The sequence below is a fragment of the Variovorax sp. P5_A3 genome, assembly GCF_056400665.1.
Genome location: NZ_JBFUKW010000002.1, coordinates 42,422 through 57,447 on the forward strand (window position 1 = coordinate 42,422; position 15,026 = coordinate 57,447).

At 66.1% G+C, this 15,026-nt stretch carries 14 protein-coding genes; 10 read left to right on the plus strand and 4 right to left on the minus strand.

The window, feature by feature from the left end; translation table 11 throughout:
• Positions 1-12 precede the first annotated feature (12 nt).
• Genes AC1D3B_RS02320 through AC1D3B_RS02345 form a run of 6 tightly spaced genes read left to right on the plus strand, consistent with a single transcriptional unit; the run spans position 13 to position 6,079 of the window.
• Positions 13-1,236, plus strand: coding sequence for a pyridoxal phosphate-dependent aminotransferase (locus AC1D3B_RS02320; RefSeq protein ID WP_478189051.1), 1,224 nt, complete (start codon positions 13-15; stop codon positions 1,234-1,236).
• Positions 1,237-1,286: 50 nt separating this feature from the next.
• Positions 1,287-2,609 (plus strand): homoserine dehydrogenase, encoded by a 1,323-nt coding sequence (locus AC1D3B_RS02325; RefSeq protein WP_478189052.1) that lies wholly within the window; start codon positions 1,287-1,289, stop codon positions 2,607-2,609.
• Entirely contained in the window at positions 2,609-4,024 is a 1,416-nt protein-coding gene (gene thrC, locus AC1D3B_RS02330; RefSeq protein WP_478189053.1) for a threonine synthase, read from the plus strand. Before AC1D3B_RS02325 ends, thrC begins: the two co-directional genes overlap by 1 nt.
• 15 nt (positions 4,025-4,039) lie before the next feature.
• Positions 4,040-4,585, plus strand: coding sequence for a molybdopterin-guanine dinucleotide biosynthesis protein B (mobB, locus tag AC1D3B_RS02335; protein ID WP_478189054.1), 546 nt, complete (start codon positions 4,040-4,042; stop codon positions 4,583-4,585).
• Positions 4,578-5,825 carry a molybdopterin molybdotransferase MoeA gene (locus AC1D3B_RS02340; protein WP_478189055.1) on the plus strand — a complete coding sequence of 416 codons (1,248 nt, stop codon included), beginning with the start codon at positions 4,578-4,580 and terminating at the stop codon, positions 5,823-5,825. Before mobB ends, AC1D3B_RS02340 begins: the two co-directional genes overlap by 8 nt.
• A 2-nt stretch (positions 5,826-5,827) precedes the next feature.
• Positions 5,828-6,079 carry a MoaD/ThiS family protein gene (locus AC1D3B_RS02345; protein WP_478189056.1) on the plus strand — a complete coding sequence of 84 codons (252 nt, stop codon included), beginning with the start codon at positions 5,828-5,830 and terminating at the stop codon, positions 6,077-6,079.
• Here AC1D3B_RS02345 and AC1D3B_RS02350 read toward each other — a convergent pair.
• Positions 6,066-6,956, minus strand: coding sequence for a 4-hydroxy-tetrahydrodipicolinate synthase family protein (locus AC1D3B_RS02350; RefSeq protein WP_478189057.1), 891 nt, complete (start codon positions 6,954-6,956; stop codon positions 6,066-6,068). The two genes, AC1D3B_RS02345 and AC1D3B_RS02350, sit on opposite strands and share 14 nt — an antisense overlap.
• Positions 6,957-7,205: 249 nt before the next feature.
• On the opposite strand from AC1D3B_RS02350, the gene AC1D3B_RS02355 reads away from it, so the two are divergent.
• A complete protein-coding gene (locus AC1D3B_RS02355) occupies positions 7,206-7,682 on the plus strand; it encodes a molybdenum cofactor biosynthesis protein MoaE (RefSeq protein ID WP_478189058.1) in 477 nt (158 codons plus the stop codon).
• Positions 7,683-7,794: 112 nt separating this feature from the next.
• Here the strand turns inward: AC1D3B_RS02355 and AC1D3B_RS02360 are convergent, their stop codons facing one another.
• Positions 7,795-8,787 carry a Bug family tripartite tricarboxylate transporter substrate binding protein gene (locus AC1D3B_RS02360; RefSeq protein WP_478189059.1) on the minus strand — a complete coding sequence of 331 codons (993 nt, stop codon included), beginning with the start codon at positions 8,785-8,787 and terminating at the stop codon, positions 7,795-7,797.
• Positions 8,788-8,880: 93 nt separating this feature from the next.
• On the opposite strand from AC1D3B_RS02360, the gene clpB reads away from it, so the two are divergent.
• From clpB to arfB, 3 genes are read left to right on the plus strand one after another with little or no spacing between them, the layout of a single operon-like run.
• Positions 8,881-11,502, plus strand: a complete 2,622-nt coding sequence (gene clpB, locus AC1D3B_RS02365) for an ATP-dependent chaperone ClpB (protein ID WP_478189060.1) — start codon at positions 8,881-8,883, stop codon at positions 11,500-11,502.
• 5 nt (positions 11,503-11,507) lie between these two features.
• Entirely contained in the window at positions 11,508-11,840 is a 333-nt protein-coding gene (locus tag AC1D3B_RS02370; RefSeq protein ID WP_478189061.1) for a hypothetical protein, read from the plus strand.
• Between the two features lie 47 nt (positions 11,841-11,887).
• Positions 11,888-12,301, plus strand: coding sequence for an alternative ribosome rescue aminoacyl-tRNA hydrolase ArfB (arfB, locus tag AC1D3B_RS02375; RefSeq protein WP_478189062.1), 414 nt, complete (start codon positions 11,888-11,890; stop codon positions 12,299-12,301).
• Here arfB and AC1D3B_RS02380 read toward each other — a convergent pair.
• Positions 12,270-13,991, minus strand: coding sequence for a SulP family inorganic anion transporter (locus AC1D3B_RS02380; protein WP_478189063.1), 1,722 nt, complete (start codon positions 13,989-13,991; stop codon positions 12,270-12,272). The two genes, arfB and AC1D3B_RS02380, sit on opposite strands and share 32 nt — an antisense overlap.
• 79 nt (positions 13,992-14,070) lie before the next feature.
• A complete protein-coding gene (locus AC1D3B_RS02385; protein WP_478189064.1) occupies positions 14,071-14,949 on the minus strand; it encodes an AraC family transcriptional regulator in 879 nt (292 codons plus the stop codon).
• Positions 14,950-15,026: the final 77 nt, after the last annotated feature.

A 15,026-nucleotide genomic window follows, 5' to 3' on the forward strand; every position in this document is an offset into this window, starting at 1 on the left:
CTTGGAGGGACTTTGAAACCGCTCAAGAAATCGGCCAAGCTGGCCAACGTGCTCTACGACATCCGCGGCCCGATCATGGACGCCGCCAAGCAGATGGAGGAAGAGGGCCAGAAGATCATCAAGCTCAACATCGGCAACCTCGCCCTGTTCGGCTTCGATGCACCGGAGGAGGTCCAGCAGGACATGATCCGCAACCTGCCGGCGTCGGCGGGCTACTCGGACAGCAAGGGCATTTTCGCGGCGCGCAAGGCCGTGATGCACGAGACGCAGAAGCAGGGCATCGCAGGCGTCACGCTCGAGGACATCTACCTCGGCAACGGCGCCAGCGAGCTGATCGCCATGGCGACCAACGCGCTGCTCAACGACGGCGACGAGTTGCTGCTGCCGGCGCCCGACTACCCCCTCTGGACGGCAGTGGCGAGTCTCTCCGGTGGCAAGCCGGTGCACTATGTCTGCGACGAGGAAAACGGCTGGATGCCGAACCTCGACGACATCCGCGCCAAGATCACGCCGCGCTCGAAGGGCATCGTCGTCATCAACCCCAACAACCCCACGGGGGCCCTGTACTCGGACGATCTGCTCAAGGGCATCGTGGCCATTGCGCGCGAGCACGGGTTGGTGATCCTCGCCGACGAGGTCTACGACAAGGTGCTGTACGACGGTGTGAAGCACACCGCCATCGCCAGCCTCTCTAACGATGTGCTCACGCTGACCTTCAACTCCCTGTCGAAGAGCTACCGCTCATGCGGCTACCGCGCGGGCTGGCTGGTGGTCTCCGGGGACAAGAAGATGGCGCGCGACTACATCGAGGGCCTGAACATGCTCTCGAACATGCGCCTCTGCGCCAATGTGCCGGGACAGTGGGCCATCCAGACGGCCCTGGGCGGCTACCAGAGCATCAACGACCTCGTTGGCCCCGGCGGCCGTCTGCGCAGGCAGCGTGACATGGCGTACGAACTCATCACCGCCATCCCGGGTGTGAGCTGCGTCAAGCCAAGCGCGGCGCTCTACATGTTCCCCAAGCTCGATCCCAAGGTCTATCCGATCGATGACGACCGGCAGTTCTTCCTCGAACTGCTGAAGGAAACCAAGGTGATGCTGGTGCAGGGCACCGGCTTCAACTGGTCGACGCCGGACCATTTCCGCATCGTGTTCCTCCCCCACGAGGAAGACCTGCGCGAGGCGGTGGCCCGCATCGCCAGCTTCCTCGAACGCTACCGAAACCGCGTCGGCTGAGGCCGCGCTGCATTCCGCTCCCATTGCCATAGAGACGAATCGAGAATCGAATGAAACCCATCCAAGTTGGCCTGCTCGGCATCGGCACGGTCGGTAGCGGCACCTTCAAGGTGCTCCAGCGCAATCAGGAAGAAATCAAGCGGCGCGCGGGTCGCGGCATCGAGATCACGATGGTCGCGGACCTCGACACGGCGCGCGCCAGGGAAGTGGTCGGCGAGAACGTCCAGGTGGTCAATGACGCGCGCGCCGTCATCGCCAATCCCGACATCGACATCGTGGTCGAACTCATCGGCGGCTACGGCATCGCGAAGCAACTGGTGCTCGAGGCGATCGCAGCCGGCAAGCACGTGGTCACCGCCAACAAGGCACTGCTTGCCGTGCATGGCACCGAGATCTTCGCGGCCGCGCACGCCAAGGGCGTGATGGTGGCCTTCGAAGCCGCGGTCGCAGGCGGCATCCCGATCATCAAGGCGCTGCGCGAAGGTCTCACGGCCAACAGCATCCAGTGGATCGCCGGGATCATCAACGGCACCACCAACTTCATCCTGTCGGAGATGCGGGACAAGGGCCTCGACTTCGGCACGGTCCTGAAGGAAGCGCAACGCCTCGGCTACGCCGAAGCCGATCCGACCTTCGACATCGAAGGCGTCGACGCCGCGCACAAGGTCACGCTGATGAGCGCCATCGCCTTCGGCATCCCGGTACAGTTCGACAAGGCGCACATCGAAGGCATCACCAAGCTCGCGGCGCAGGACATCAAGTACGCCGAGCAACTCGGCTACCGCATCAAGCTGCTGGGTGTGACCAAGCGCAAGGCGCAAGGCATCGAGCTACGCGTGCATCCCGCGCTGGTGCCTTCCAAGCGGCTGCTCGCGAACGTCGAGGGCGCGATGAATGCGGTCGTGGTCAACGGCGATGCCGTCGGCACCACGCTCTACTACGGCAAGGGCGCCGGCAGCGAGCCGACCGCCAGCGCGGTCATCGCCGATCTGGTCGACATCGCACGCCTGCACACCGCCGATGCGGCGCACCGCGTTCCGCACCTGGCCTTCCATCCCGACGCAATGAGCGACCTGAAGGTCCTGCCGATGGCCGAGGTGGTGACCAGCTACTACTTGCGCCTGCGCGTGGCGGACGAAGCCGGCGTGCTCGCGAAGGTGACGGGTCTCCTCGCCAGCGCCGGCATCAGCATCGACGCGGTGCTGCAGCGCGAAGCCGACGAAGTGGGCGGCGAAGGGTCGACGCAGACCGACCTGATCATCCTCACGCACGACACGCGCGAAGGGACGCTGGACGACGCGCTCGCGCAACTACAGGCACTGCCCACGGTGCTGGCGCCGATCGTGCGCATTCGCAAGGAAGAGCTGTCCTGATGCGCTACTTGTCCACGCGCGGCCATCCGGACCGCCGCCGCTTCTGCGAGATCCTGCTCGAAGGCCTGGCGCCGGACGGCGGCCTCTACCTGCCCGAGCAGTATCCGAAGGTTGACACGGCCACGCTGTCGAAATGGCGCGGTTTGCCATACGCCGACCTGGCCTTCGAAATCCTGTCGCTCTACATCGACGACATTCCATCGGCCGACCTGAGGGCGATCTGCGGGAAGACCTACACCGCCGAGGTGTTCGGTACGCCGGAGATCGTTCCGCTGCGCGAACTGGAAGACGGCGTCTATCTCGAAGCCCTGTCCAACGGCCCCACGCTGGCGTTCAAGGACATGGCGATGCAGTTGCTCGGCAACCTGTTCGAATACGAACTGGCCCGCCGCGGCGAAGAACTCAACATCCTGGGCGCCACCAGCGGCGACACCGGCAGCGCGGCAGAGTACGCCATGCGCGGCAAGAAGGGCGTACGCGTCTTCATGACCTCGCCCGACGGTCGCATGAGCCCGTTCCAGCAGGCCCAGATGTTCAGCCTGCAGGACGCGAACATCCACAACATCGCCATCGCGGGTGTGTTCGACGATTGCCAGGACATCGTCAAGGCCGTGTCCAACGACCTGGTCTTCAAGCGCAAGTACAAGATCGGCACGGTCAACTCGATCAACTGGGCGCGACTGCTGGCGCAGGTCGTCTATTACTTCGCGGGCTACTTTCAGGCCACGCCCACCAACGACAGGCAAGTCAGTTTCACCGTGCCGTCCGGCAATTTCGGCAACATCTGCGCCGGCCATGTGGCGCGCATGATGGGCCTGCCGATTCGTACGCTGGTGGTCGCCACCAACGAGAACGATGTGCTCGACGAGTTCTTCCGCACCGGCGTGTACCGCGTGCGCTCTGCCGCGGATACGCACGAGACCTCGAGCCCGTCGATGGACATCTCGAAAGCCAGCAATTTCGAGCGCTTCGTTTTCGACCTCGCTGGCCGCGATGCAACCAAAGTGCGTGGCCTGTTCGAGACTGAACTCGGCCGCGCCGGCCGCTTCGACCTGAGCGCGGACCCCGTCTTTGCCCAGGCCGCGAGCCGCTTCGGTTTCGCGAGCAGCCGCAGCACGCATGCCGACCGTCTCGTCACCATCCGCGATACCGACAAGCGTTTCGCAACGTTGATCGACACGCATACGGCCGACGGGCTCAAGGCAGCGCGCGAACATCTGGCACCCGGCGTGCCCATGATCGTCCTGGAGACCGCGCTGCCCATCAAGTTCGCGGAGACGATCGTCGAGGCACTGGGCCACGAGCCGGAGCGCCCGGCCCGCTTCGAGGGCATCGAGGCCCTCCCGAAGCGCGTAGTCAAGCTGCCCGCGGATGCCGAAGCGATCAAGGCCTACATTGCACAGCACTGCGACTGACCCCATGGGCGACGAATGAAAGTCATCGGCTTTGCCGGTTTCTCGGGTGCGGGCAAGACGACGCTCGTCGAACGCCTGATTCCCGCGCTCAAGCTGCGAGGGCTGCGCGTCTCGGTCGTCAAGCATGCTCACCACAAGTTCGACATCGACCATCCCGGCAAGGACACCTACCGGCACCGCGAGGCGGGCGCCTTCGAGGTGGTGGTTGCATCCGACAAGCGGCTCGCGCTGATGCGCGAGTTCGAGCAGCCGGTGCAACTCGACGTGCATCAACTCGTTGCCGAACTCGATGCGCGCGTCGATTGGGTCCTGGTCGAAGGTTTCAAGCACAGCGACCTGCACAAGATCGAGGTCTGGCGTGCATCGGCCGAAGGCGAAGCGCCCCGACCCGCGCGATACGCCGAAGATGAGTTTATCGTCGCGGTCGCGACCGACCATCCGCTCGACCTCCCTTTGCCCACCAATCTGCCCGTCTTTGACCTCGACGACGCCGATGGCATCGTCGACTGGCTGCTGCTGAATGCCGACCGTTTCGACTACAAGGTGAAGCTCCATGGCTAGCACTTCCCCGCGCCCTCCCTTGATGGCCCTCGACGAAGCCCTGGCGCGCCTGCTGGCCGCCGCCACGCCTTGCGTCGGGACCGAAAGCGTGTCGACCTTCGAGGCCGACGGCCGCGTTCTGGCCGAGGATGTCGTGTCCGCCCTCACCGTGCCGCCGCGCGACAACAGCTCGATGGACGGCTACGCGGTACGGATCGCCGACTGCGCCGTACCGGGCGCAGTGCTGCAGGTGGGGCAGCGTATTCCGGCGGGAACCGTCGGCACGCCCCTGGTCGCCGGCACGGCCGCGCGCATCTTCACGGGCGCGCAGATTCCCGAGGGCGCCGACGCGGTCGTGATGCAGGAAGATACCGCTGCGCTGCCGGAGGAAGGCAGCCTCGGCAAGGTCCGCATAGAGACTCCGCCCACGGCAGGCCAGTGGATTCGCCGTGCCGGTGAAGACGTTGCCGCCGGCGACGTCGTGCTGTCGAAGGGCGAACGCCTCACACCCGCGGGGCTCGGGCTGGCTGCAAGCGTCGGCCTGGCCCAACTTCAGGTCTCGAAGCGACCCCGCGTTGCCCTCCTGTCGACGGGCGACGAACTCGTGATGCCCGGCGAAGTGGCGCCCGACGACATGAAGCCGGGTTCCATCTACAACTCGAACCGCTTCTTCATGCGCGCGCTGCTCGAGCGCTTCGGCTGCGAAGTCAACGATCTCGGTATCGTGCCCGACCGGCGCGACGCAACGATCGAGGCCCTGCGTGCCGCCTCATTGAGCAACGACCTGATCATCACCACGGGCGGCGTTTCGGTCGGCGAGGAAGACCACATCAAGGCCGCCGTGCAGCATCTTGGGCAACTTGACCTGTGGTCGCTGTCGATGAAGCCGGGAAAGCCCTTTGCGTACGGCCGCATCGGCGATGCCCACCTCACCGGCCTGCCGGGGAATCCTGTGTCGAGCTTCATGACCTTCCTGCTGCTCGTGCGTCCGTTCCTGCTCGCGCTGCAAGGCGCCAAGCGCGTGGCAGCCCAGGCGATCCCAATGCGCGCTGATTTCGACTGGCCTCGCCCGGATCGCCGTCGGGAGTTCTTGCGCGCGCGGCGCAATGCTGCCGGCGGGCTCGATGTGTTCCCCAATCAGAGCTCCGGCGTGCTGACGTCGATGGTCTGGGGTGATGGCGTGATCGACACGCCCGCCGGGCATCCGATCAAGGCTGGCGATACGGTGCAATTCATCCCGATGGCTTCGCTTCTGGCCTGAACATGAAGATCAACGTCCGCTATTTCGCCTCGGTGCGCGAGGCGCTAGGCAAGGGTGGCGAAGCGGTCGAGACCGCCGCGGCCGACCTCGGCGCGCTGCGCGACGAACTCATCGCGCGCGGCGAACCGCACGCCAGCGCCCTGGCGCGCGGCCGGGCCGTGCGCATGGCGCTCGACCAGGTGATGAGCGGCGAGGCCGCCTTGCTGCGCGAAGGCAGCGAGGTCGCCTTCTTCCCGCCTGTCACGGGCGGGTGAGCGCTGCCTGGATTCGCAGCAGGCGCCCGCGAAGCTCGTCTGGAGCGCGCGTCATCGGCGCTCGCAACTCGTCTTGCATCCAGCCTTCGCTGGCCAGAACGGCCTTCAGCGGCCCCGGATTGGCGTCGCCGAAAAGTGCTTCGATCAGCGGCAACAGGGGCTGCCACTGCTGACGGGCGTCCGCCAGCCTGCCTTCACGGAGCAGGCGCAGCACGCTGACGAAGCGTTGCGTCTGGAGATGCGCACTCGCAGCAATGGCACCAGAACCGCCTTCGGCCACCGTGCCGAACATCTGCGCATCTTCGCCGGCCAGCACCTGCAGCCGACCGTCCGCGATCAGCGCGCGGGTCTTGGCCATGTCGCCGCCGCAGTCCTTGATGGCGCGAATGCGCGGGTGGCCGGCGAGTGCGAGCAGCGTCTCGCGGGCGATGGCGCTGCCGGTGCGATAGGGAATGTCGTAGATCACCAGCGGCACCGCGCTGGCGTCCGCGATGGCGCTGAACCAATCGATGAGCCCCGCCTGCGAGGGCCGGATGTAGTTCGGCGCAGGCACGAGGAGTCCAGTCAATTCGCGATCTCCCAGTAGCCGCGTCCACTCCAGCGTCTTGCCAAGGTGATAGCCGGAGATGCCCATGATGCGCGGCAATGATGGCGCGGCCCTGGAGACGGTGGCGAGTGCGGCCAATTGCTCGTCGCTGTCGAGAGCGGCAGCCTCGCCTGTCGAACCGCAGACCACGAAGCCTGCGACGCCAGTGGGCGCGAGTCGCTCGACCAGACCCGCAAGCGCGGAATGGTCCACCGCGCCATCGCGAAACGGCGTCACGAGCGGAATCCAGAGGCCCGAGAAGTCGAGGGACGGAGAAAGATTGTCTTGCACGCGAAGTTCCTTTCAGGAATCGACCGATGGAAGAACCACCGTCGGATGCGCGCGCACAACCAGCTTCGACCTGAGCCTTGCAGTTCCGTCGCTCATCCGACGACGGAACCGAAGCTCCGGTCAGACGAGCTCAGGTTTTTTGGCTTTGCCTTGCAGGCGCGCGCAGGCTGGTTCTTCGCCAGAAGAAGCAGGTCGGTGCAGTGCGCTGGAAGGCATCGCCGCAGTCTATCGCAGTGCCACAATCCCGGAATGACCCGTGCACGCGTTTCGATTCAAACGGAAGACTTCGACCTGCAGAAGGAGGTCGCCGCGTTGCGCGCCGGCGACGCACGCGTCGGCGCGGTCTGCAGCTTCATCGGCACCGTCCGTGACCGAAACGACGGAAGCGCGATCACCTCGATGGAGTTGGAGCACTATCCGGGCATGACCGAGAAGGCGATCGAGGCCATGATCGACGAAGCGCACCGTCGCTTCGACATCCTCGGCGCACGCGTGGTCCATCGCGTGGGGCTGCTGCAGCCGGTGGACCAGATCATGATGGTGGCCGTCATCGCGGCCCATCGTGGTCAGAGCTTCCAGGCCTGCGAATTCCTGATGGACTATCTCAAGACCCAGGCGCCGTTCTGGAAGAAGGAACAGACCCCCGAGGGCGCCCGTTGGGTCGACGCCAGGGTCGATGACGACGCAGCCCTTGCCCGCTGGGGCATCGCCGCCAACAACGCCTGAGCCACCCACCCCATGGATGGGTTGCCGTGGAACCGGCTACGCCGGGCCACCGGCAGCGCCCCCGGCAGGGGGTGTCCGAGCACACGCAGTGAGCGAGGCTGGGGGCGAGCAACTATTGCGGTTGGAAGCCGCTGGCCTTGATGATCTGCTCCCAGGTCTGCGTGTAGCTGCGCACGCGACCTGCGAATTGCCCCTGAGGCATGAAGCCGACCGTCAGGCCCATGGCCACCAGGCGCTCGCGGACATCAGGCATCGCAAGCACCTTCGCCAGCGCTTCGCTGAAGCGATCGATCACCGGCTGCGGCGTGCCCACAGGTGCGAAGATGCCGTAGTAGGGCAGGTCCTCCAGGCCTGACAAGCCGAGTTCGGCGAAGGTCGGCACCTGCGGCAGCACGGCCTGGCGCTTGTCCCCGATCACGGCGATCACGCGAATCTTGCCGGCCTTCTGGTTCTCGATGAAGTCGGGAACCGAACCGATGCCCGCGCTGATCTGGTTGCCCAGCATGTCGGCCATCATCGGCGCGCTGCCGCGGTAGGGCGCGGCCTGCAGGTCGAGCTTGTACTTGGTGCCGATCAGCTTGACCAGGAACTCGGGGATCGAGGCTGGCGCCGGCACGCCGATGGTGTCCTTGCCGCCGCGCTGGTTCCGGACCCACGCCACGTACTCGTTGACCGACTTGGCCGGCGTTCCGCCGGACACAGCTAGCGCATTGGCGAAGGTTGCGAAGCCCGCCACGGGCACGAAGTCGCGCGCCGGATCGAAGCCCGGGTTCTTCACGACCTGCGGCAGGATGGAGATTGAATGGTCGTGCGAGAGGAAGAGCGTGTGGCCGTCGGCTGGCGCGGCCTTCAGCGCCTGCGCGGCGATCTGGCCGCCCGCGCCCGCTCGGTTGTCGACGACGACAGGGGTGCCCAGCTGGTCCTTGAGCTTCTCGGCCAGCGTGCGGGCGATGACGTCGGTGCCGCCACCGGCCGGGAACCCGACCAACAGCCGGATCGGCGTACCGGCGGGCTGCGCGAGCGCCAATCCCCCGACGGCCAGCAGGCCGGCAGCGAAAACACCGCGCATCAGGCGCGAGGCGCCACCCCATGTTGACTTGAGCATCTATCGACTCCAAATGATTGCTTGATGGAAAAAAGTCCGAACGGTCTTGATATCGCCGCGGAACAGCCCTATTTTGAATGCAGGAATCAAGCCATGCGCCAAGACAAACTCACCACCAAATTTCAGGAAGCCCTCGCCGACGCCCAGTCGCTCGCCTTGGGCAACGACAACCAGTACATCGAGCCCGCCCACCTTCTGGTCGCCATGCTGCGCCAGGACGATGGGCCGCGCGCGCTGCTGGAGCGCGCCGGTGCCAATGTGCCCGGCCTGCTGACGGCGGCCGAGGCGGCCGTGAAGAAGCTGCCGCAAGTACAGGGCCATGACCAGGTGCAGGTCGGCCCCGAACTCGGCAAGCTGCTGCAGGCGACCGAGAAGGAGTCGATCAAGCGCAACGACCAGTTCATTGCGAGCGAACTCTTCCTGCTCGCATTGGCCGACAGCAAGGCCGAGATCGGCAATCTCGCGCGCAGCAATGGCGTCACGCGCAAGTCGCTCGAAGCCGCGATCGAAGCCGTGCGCGGCGGCCAGGGTGTGAACAGCGCCGATGCCGAAGGCCAGCGCGAAGCGCTGAAGAAATACTGCCTCGACCTCACCGAACGTGCGCGTCTGGGCAAGCTCGACCCCGTCATCGGCCGCGACGAGGAAATCCGTCGCGCCATCCAGGTGCTGCAACGCCGCACCAAGAACAACCCCGTGCTCATCGGCGAACCCGGCGTGGGCAAGACGGCCATCGTCGAAGGCCTGGCGCAGCGCATCGTCGCGGGTGAAGTGCCCGAATCGCTCAAGGGCAAGCGCGTGCTGTCGCTCGACATGGCCGCGTTGCTCGCCGGTGCCAAGTACCGCGGCGAGTTCGAGGAACGCCTGAAGACCGTGCTAAACGAACTCGCGAAGGACGAAGGCCAGACCATCGTCTTCATCGACGAGCTGCACACCATGGTCGGCGCCGGCAAGGCAGAGGGCGCGATGGACGCGGGCAACATGCTCAAGCCGGCGCTCGCGCGCGGCGAGTTGCACTGCGTCGGTGCCACCACGCTCGACGAATACCGCAAGTACATCGAGAAGGACGCCGCGCTCGAGCGCCGCTTCCAGAAGATCATCGTGGGCGAACCCAGCGTGGAGGCGACCATCGCCATCCTTCGCGGCCTGCAGGAGAAGTACGAAGTCCATCACGGCGTCGACATCACCGACCCGGCGATCGTCGCCGCGGCCGAGTTGTCCGACCGCTACATCACCGACCGCTTCCTGCCCGACAAGGCCATCGACCTGATCGACGAAGCCGCGGCCAAGATCAAGATCGAGATGGACTCCAAGCCTGAGGTCATGGACCGTCTGGACCGTCGCCTGATCCAGTTGCAGATCGAGCGTGAAGCCGTGCGTCGCGAGAAGGACGAGGCTTCGCAGAAGCGCCTGGGGCTGATCGAGGACGAGATCGCGAAGCTGCAGAAAGAGATCGCCGATCTCGACGAAATCTGGCAGGCCGAAAAGGCGCAGGCTCAGGGCAGTGCGCAGATCCGCGAGGAGATCGACAAGATCAAGTTCCAGATCGCCGAGTTCACCAGCAAAGGTGACTTCAACAAGGTGGCCGAACTCCAGTACGGCAAGCTGCCGGGGCTGGAGAAGCGCCTGAAGGAAGCGCAGGACACCGAAGCCAACAAGGGCAAGTCCAGCGCGCCCACCTTGCTGCGCACGCAGGTCGGCGCCGAGGAAATCGCCGAAGTCGTCGCGCGCGCCACCGGCATTCCGGTCTCGAAGCTGATGCAGGGCGAGCGCGACAAGCTGCTCATGATGGAAGACAAGCTGCACGAGCGCGTGGTCGGCCAGGACGAGGCCATCGGTGCGGTCGCCAATGCGATCCGCCGCTCGCGCTCGGGCCTGTCGGACCCGAATCGACCGACCGGTTCCTTCCTGTTCCTCGGCCCCACGGGCGTGGGCAAGACCGAGCTGTGCAAGGCGCTCGCCGGCTTCCTGTTCGACAGCGAGGATCACCTGATCCGCGTCGACATGAGCGAGTTCATGGAGAAGCATTCGGTCGCGCGCCTGATCGGCGCGCCGCCCGGCTACGTCGGCTACGAGGAAGGCGGCTACCTGACCGAGGCCGTTCGCCGCAAGCCCTACAGCGTGCTGCTGCTCGACGAGGTCGAGAAGGCGCACCCCGATGTCTTCAACGTGCTGCTGCAAGTGCTCGACGATGGCCGCCTCACCGACGGCCAGGGCCGCACCGTGAACTTCAAGAACACGGTGATCGTGATGACCAGCAACATCGGCTCGCCCATCATCCAGTCGATGGTGGGCCGGCCGACCGAGGAGATCAAGGAAGCGGTATGGGACGAGCTGAAGAACTACTTCAGGCCTGAATTCCTGAACCGCATCGACGAGACCGTCGTGTTCCACGCGCTCGACGCGAAGAACATCGAGGCGATCGCCGCCATCCAGCTCAAGGTGCTGCAGGAGCGTCTTGCGAAGATGGACCTGGGGCTCGACGTGTCGCCGGCAGCGCTGGCGGAGATCGCGAAGGTCGGCTTCGACCCGGTGTTCGGTGCGCGGCCGCTCAAGAGGGCGATCCAGCAGCGCATCGAGAACCCGTTGTCGAAGCTGTTGCTGGACGGAAGCTTCGGGCCGAAGGACACGATCGTCGTGACCACCGACCCAATCCAGGCCCCCGGGCAGTTCACGTTCCGCAAGGCCGGGGAACAAAGCGCGGAGGCGGTGGCCTAAGTTCGATGCTTAACTTCTTCCTGCGCATCGTCCTGTTCTTCCTCGGCCTCATCTTCGCGGCCAGCCTGACGGTTGCCGTGCTCTTGCTGGCGATGGTCTGGGGACTGCGCTACGGATGGGCTCGCCTGACGGGGCAACCGGTCAAGCCGTGGGTGATGCGCTTCGATCCGCGGGGCGGTTTCGACCGCTTCCGCGCGGCGGGGCGTCCCGCGGAGCCGACGGCGGCCGACGTGGTCGCCGCTCGTGCGCGTGGGCAGGAGGCGGACAGCCCGGTGCGCCTGCGCGACCCCGGCCAGGTGACCGACGTGCAGGCGCGGCCGGTGTCGCGCGAGGACTGAGATCAAGCCGGCCCGCGGAGAGGCCTCGGCGCAGGCCAGAATAGCGGATGACTTCTCCGCGCCCGCCCGTCCTGATCGATCCGCTGGAGGTCGAGTTCAGCGCCATCCGCGCGCAGGGCGCGGGCGGACAGAACGTCAACAAGGTTTCGAGTGCGGTGCACCTGCGCTACGACATCCCCGCCAGCTCATTGCCCGACGACTTCAAGGAACGGCTGCTCGCCCTGCGCGACAGCCGCATCACGCAGGAAGGCGTGCTCGTGTTGAAGGCACAGAAGCACCGCAGCCAGGACATGAATCGCGCCGACGCGTTGGCGCGCCTGCAGGAACTGGTCGACAGCATTGCCACGCCGCCGCGTGTGCGTCGTCCCACGAAGCCGAGCTATGGCGCCCGGCAGCGCCGGCTCGAGGGCAAGAGCCAGCGATCTGAGATCAAGAGTCTGCGCGGACGGGTGAAGGACTGAGGTCGTCGCCTGCGTCCGCCGTCATGCAGGCGTTCGCAAGCGCCGCCAACGCTTCGCCATCGGTCCGGTAGCTGAACAGCATGGGCCCGGGCGCCAGCAGCCCGGCGCGTTCCAGCACCTGCTGCGCAGGCAGCTTGAGTCCCGACATGTGAAACCGGACGCCTTGCGATTCGAGCAGGCGGCGAATGCTGCCGAAGACTTCGGCGCCCGTGAGGTCGATGCGGTTGATCGGCTGCGCGAAGAGGCACACGTCGGTCAGTCCGGGGCGCTTCGCCAAGGCAACGGTGATGGCGCGTTCCAGCGTGCTGGCGGAAGCGAAGTCGAGCTCGGCGTCCATGCGCAGCGCATAGAGGTTCGGCGCGAGCGGCGGCAGATGCCAGAGATGGCGGTCGCGCAGGCTCCCGTCGGGATGCAGCCCGACCTCGATGATGCGCGGGTGCAGATGGCGGTACATGTAGTGCGCCAGCGCCGCGAGCAGGCCCCCCAGCACACCCCAGTAGATCGACGGTGCCGTCGCGATGGTCAGTGCAAACGTGCCGATCGCGATGGACGTCTCGATCCTCGAGATGCGCCACAGCCCGACAAAGGTCGATGGCCGAAGCAGTCCGATGGTGGCCGTTGCCACGATCGATGCCAGCACGGCCTGCGGCACGTGATAGAGCAATGGCATGGCCCACAGCAGCGCGGCTGCCACCACCGCAACGCTGAAAAGCGTGGCCCACTGGGTCTTGGCGCCCGCATAGAGCGTGATGGCCGAGCGCGAGAACGACGAACTGGTCGGGAACGAGCCCGTGAGCCCCGATGCGATCTTGCCGAGCCCCTGGCCGATCAGGTCCTGGTTTTCGTTCCACAGCTTGCCGGCGCGTGCGTTGTCCACCTTGGCGCTCGATGCTGTCTCGAGAAAGCTCACGAGCGTGATCAGGAAGGCCGGCAGAAGCAGGGCACCCAACTGGTCCATCGACAGCCCACCCGGCCAATAGAACGCGGGCAGGCCTGACGGTAGCGTGCCGATCACGGCGCCGCCCTTCAGCGCGTAGCCGATCGCAGCACTGATCGCCGCCGCGGCCACGACCAGCGCCATGGTGATCGGGAACCGTGGCATCCACCGCTTGCCGAGCCACAGCATCGCCATTCCGCCAAGCCCGAAAGCGATGGCGATGTAGTCCGGATGCGGACCGTGGAGCACCTGCATGAAAGTACGTCCCGTGAAGCCCAGCAGCGCCGGCAATTGCGAGAGCGTGATCAGCACCGCAGCGCCCTGCGTGAAGCCCATGAGCACAGGCGAATTGACCATGCGCAACAGCCAGCCGAATCGCGCCGCGCCCAGCACCACCTGCATCACCCCGGACAACAGCGTGAGCCACACGGCGAAGGCGACCCACTCGGTGCTGCCCGGAATGGCGAGCGGCGCGAGGGAAGCGCCGACCAGCAGGCTCGTCAGTGCCGTGGGCCCCACCGACAGCCGTGCCGATGAGCTGAACAGCAGCGCGACCAGGGCCGGCAGAAGTGCGGCGTACACGCCGGTGACCAGCGGCATTCCAGCCAGCGCCGCATACGCCACGCCCTGCGGAATGACCATGAGCGCGACCGTGACACCGGCCGCTGCTTCATTGACCAGCAGGGCCCGGTCGGGGCGCGGCCAGGAAAGGAAGGGGAACCAGCGCTCGAGCTGGTGACGATTCAAGGCCATGGCCTCGGCGCGCGAAAGGGTGGGAGATGCACCCGGCGATGATACGGAAGCGGTGCGACCCGCCGCCATGCTGCGCCCCTCAGGGTCTTCGCTTGTGCTGGAACGCCGTCGGCGATTGGCCTGTTGCCGCCTTGAACATCGCGCAGAAGGCGCTGTCGGTCGCGTAGCCGCTGGCCGACGCGACCTGGCTCACGGCCATGCCGCGCGCCAGCAGGGGCAGCGCATGCGCGAGCACGGCCTGCCGACGCCACTGCTGCCAGCTCATGCCGAGCTGGTCGCGAAACAGGCGTGCCACGGTCCGCTCGCTGGCACCGATCGCGTCGGCGCGTTCCGCGAGCGTCGCGCGGTTGGCCGGATTGCGCAGCAGCGCCTCGCACAACTGGCGCAGGCGCTTGTCCGAAGGCAGCGGCACGTCGATGCGGATCTGCGTCGCGCGTTCGAGTTCGTCGACCAGTAGCGGCGCGATCCAGCGCTCACGCTGCGCCGCGTGCGGATCGGCGGGCGGCAGGCCGTCCGGCATGGTGTCGAGCGCGAGCATCAAGGCCCGCAGCAAGGGGCTGATCTCCAGCACCTCGCACTTCTCCCAGGTCGGCCCGAGCCAACTGTGGAGATACACCGTCCGCAGCTCGGCATCCTCGATCAGCGTGATGCTGTGCGACATGTCGGCCGGCACCCACAGGGCGCGCGAGGGCGGGACGATATAGCTGCCGTCCTCAGTGCTCAGGCGGATCACGCCGCGCGTCGAGAAGGTCAGCTGCGGCCAAGGATGCCGGTGCAGCTCGACGAAGGTGTCGGCCTTGAGGAAGTGCTCCTTGGCCCGCAAAGGGCGCAGTGCGGTCGGCTCGTAGAGATGCGGCGTGAGTGGCCCGACGGTGGTGGTCGGGGCGAGGTAGGGCGGGGTCTGGCGCCTGGCGGCCGTGTCGGGGGGCGTCAGGGGCGGGACGGCTGTAGACGGCATGGTTTCGACAAATGTTGTCTCTGTATCGCCATTCTGCCGCGACGTGTCGCCTTAGGATCGACGCCCGACCCAGTTTC

Excerpts from the sequence above, each read along its gene's own strand:
- AC1D3B_RS02325 (WP_478189052.1), top strand. The coding sequence starts at position 1,287 with ATGAAACCCATCCAAGTTGGCCTGCTCGGCATCGGCACGGTCGGTAGC.
- thrC (WP_478189053.1), top strand. The coding sequence starts at position 2,609 with ATGCGCTACTTGTCCACGCGCGGCCATCCGGACCGCCGCCGCTTCTGC.
- mobB (WP_478189054.1), top strand. The coding sequence starts at position 4,040 with ATGAAAGTCATCGGCTTTGCCGGTTTCTCGGGTGCGGGCAAGACGACG.
- AC1D3B_RS02340 (WP_478189055.1), top strand. The coding sequence starts at position 4,578 with ATGGCTAGCACTTCCCCGCGCCCTCCCTTGATGGCCCTCGACGAAGCC.
- AC1D3B_RS02345 (WP_478189056.1), top strand. The coding sequence starts at position 5,828 with ATGAAGATCAACGTCCGCTATTTCGCCTCGGTGCGCGAGGCGCTAGGC.
- AC1D3B_RS02355 (WP_478189058.1), top strand. The coding sequence starts at position 7,206 with ATGACCCGTGCACGCGTTTCGATTCAAACGGAAGACTTCGACCTGCAG.
- AC1D3B_RS02360 (WP_478189059.1), bottom strand. The coding sequence starts at position 8,787 with ATGCTCAAGTCAACATGGGGTGGCGCCTCGCGCCTGATGCGCGGTGTT.
- clpB (WP_478189060.1), top strand. The coding sequence starts at position 8,881 with ATGCGCCAAGACAAACTCACCACCAAATTTCAGGAAGCCCTCGCCGAC.
- AC1D3B_RS02370 (WP_478189061.1), top strand. The coding sequence starts at position 11,508 with ATGCTTAACTTCTTCCTGCGCATCGTCCTGTTCTTCCTCGGCCTCATC.
- arfB (WP_478189062.1), top strand. The coding sequence starts at position 11,888 with ATGACTTCTCCGCGCCCGCCCGTCCTGATCGATCCGCTGGAGGTCGAG.
- AC1D3B_RS02380 (WP_478189063.1), bottom strand. The coding sequence starts at position 13,991 with ATGGCCTTGAATCGTCACCAGCTCGAGCGCTGGTTCCCCTTCCTTTCC.
- AC1D3B_RS02385 (WP_478189064.1), bottom strand. The coding sequence starts at position 14,949 with ATGCCGTCTACAGCCGTCCCGCCCCTGACGCCCCCCGACACGGCCGCC.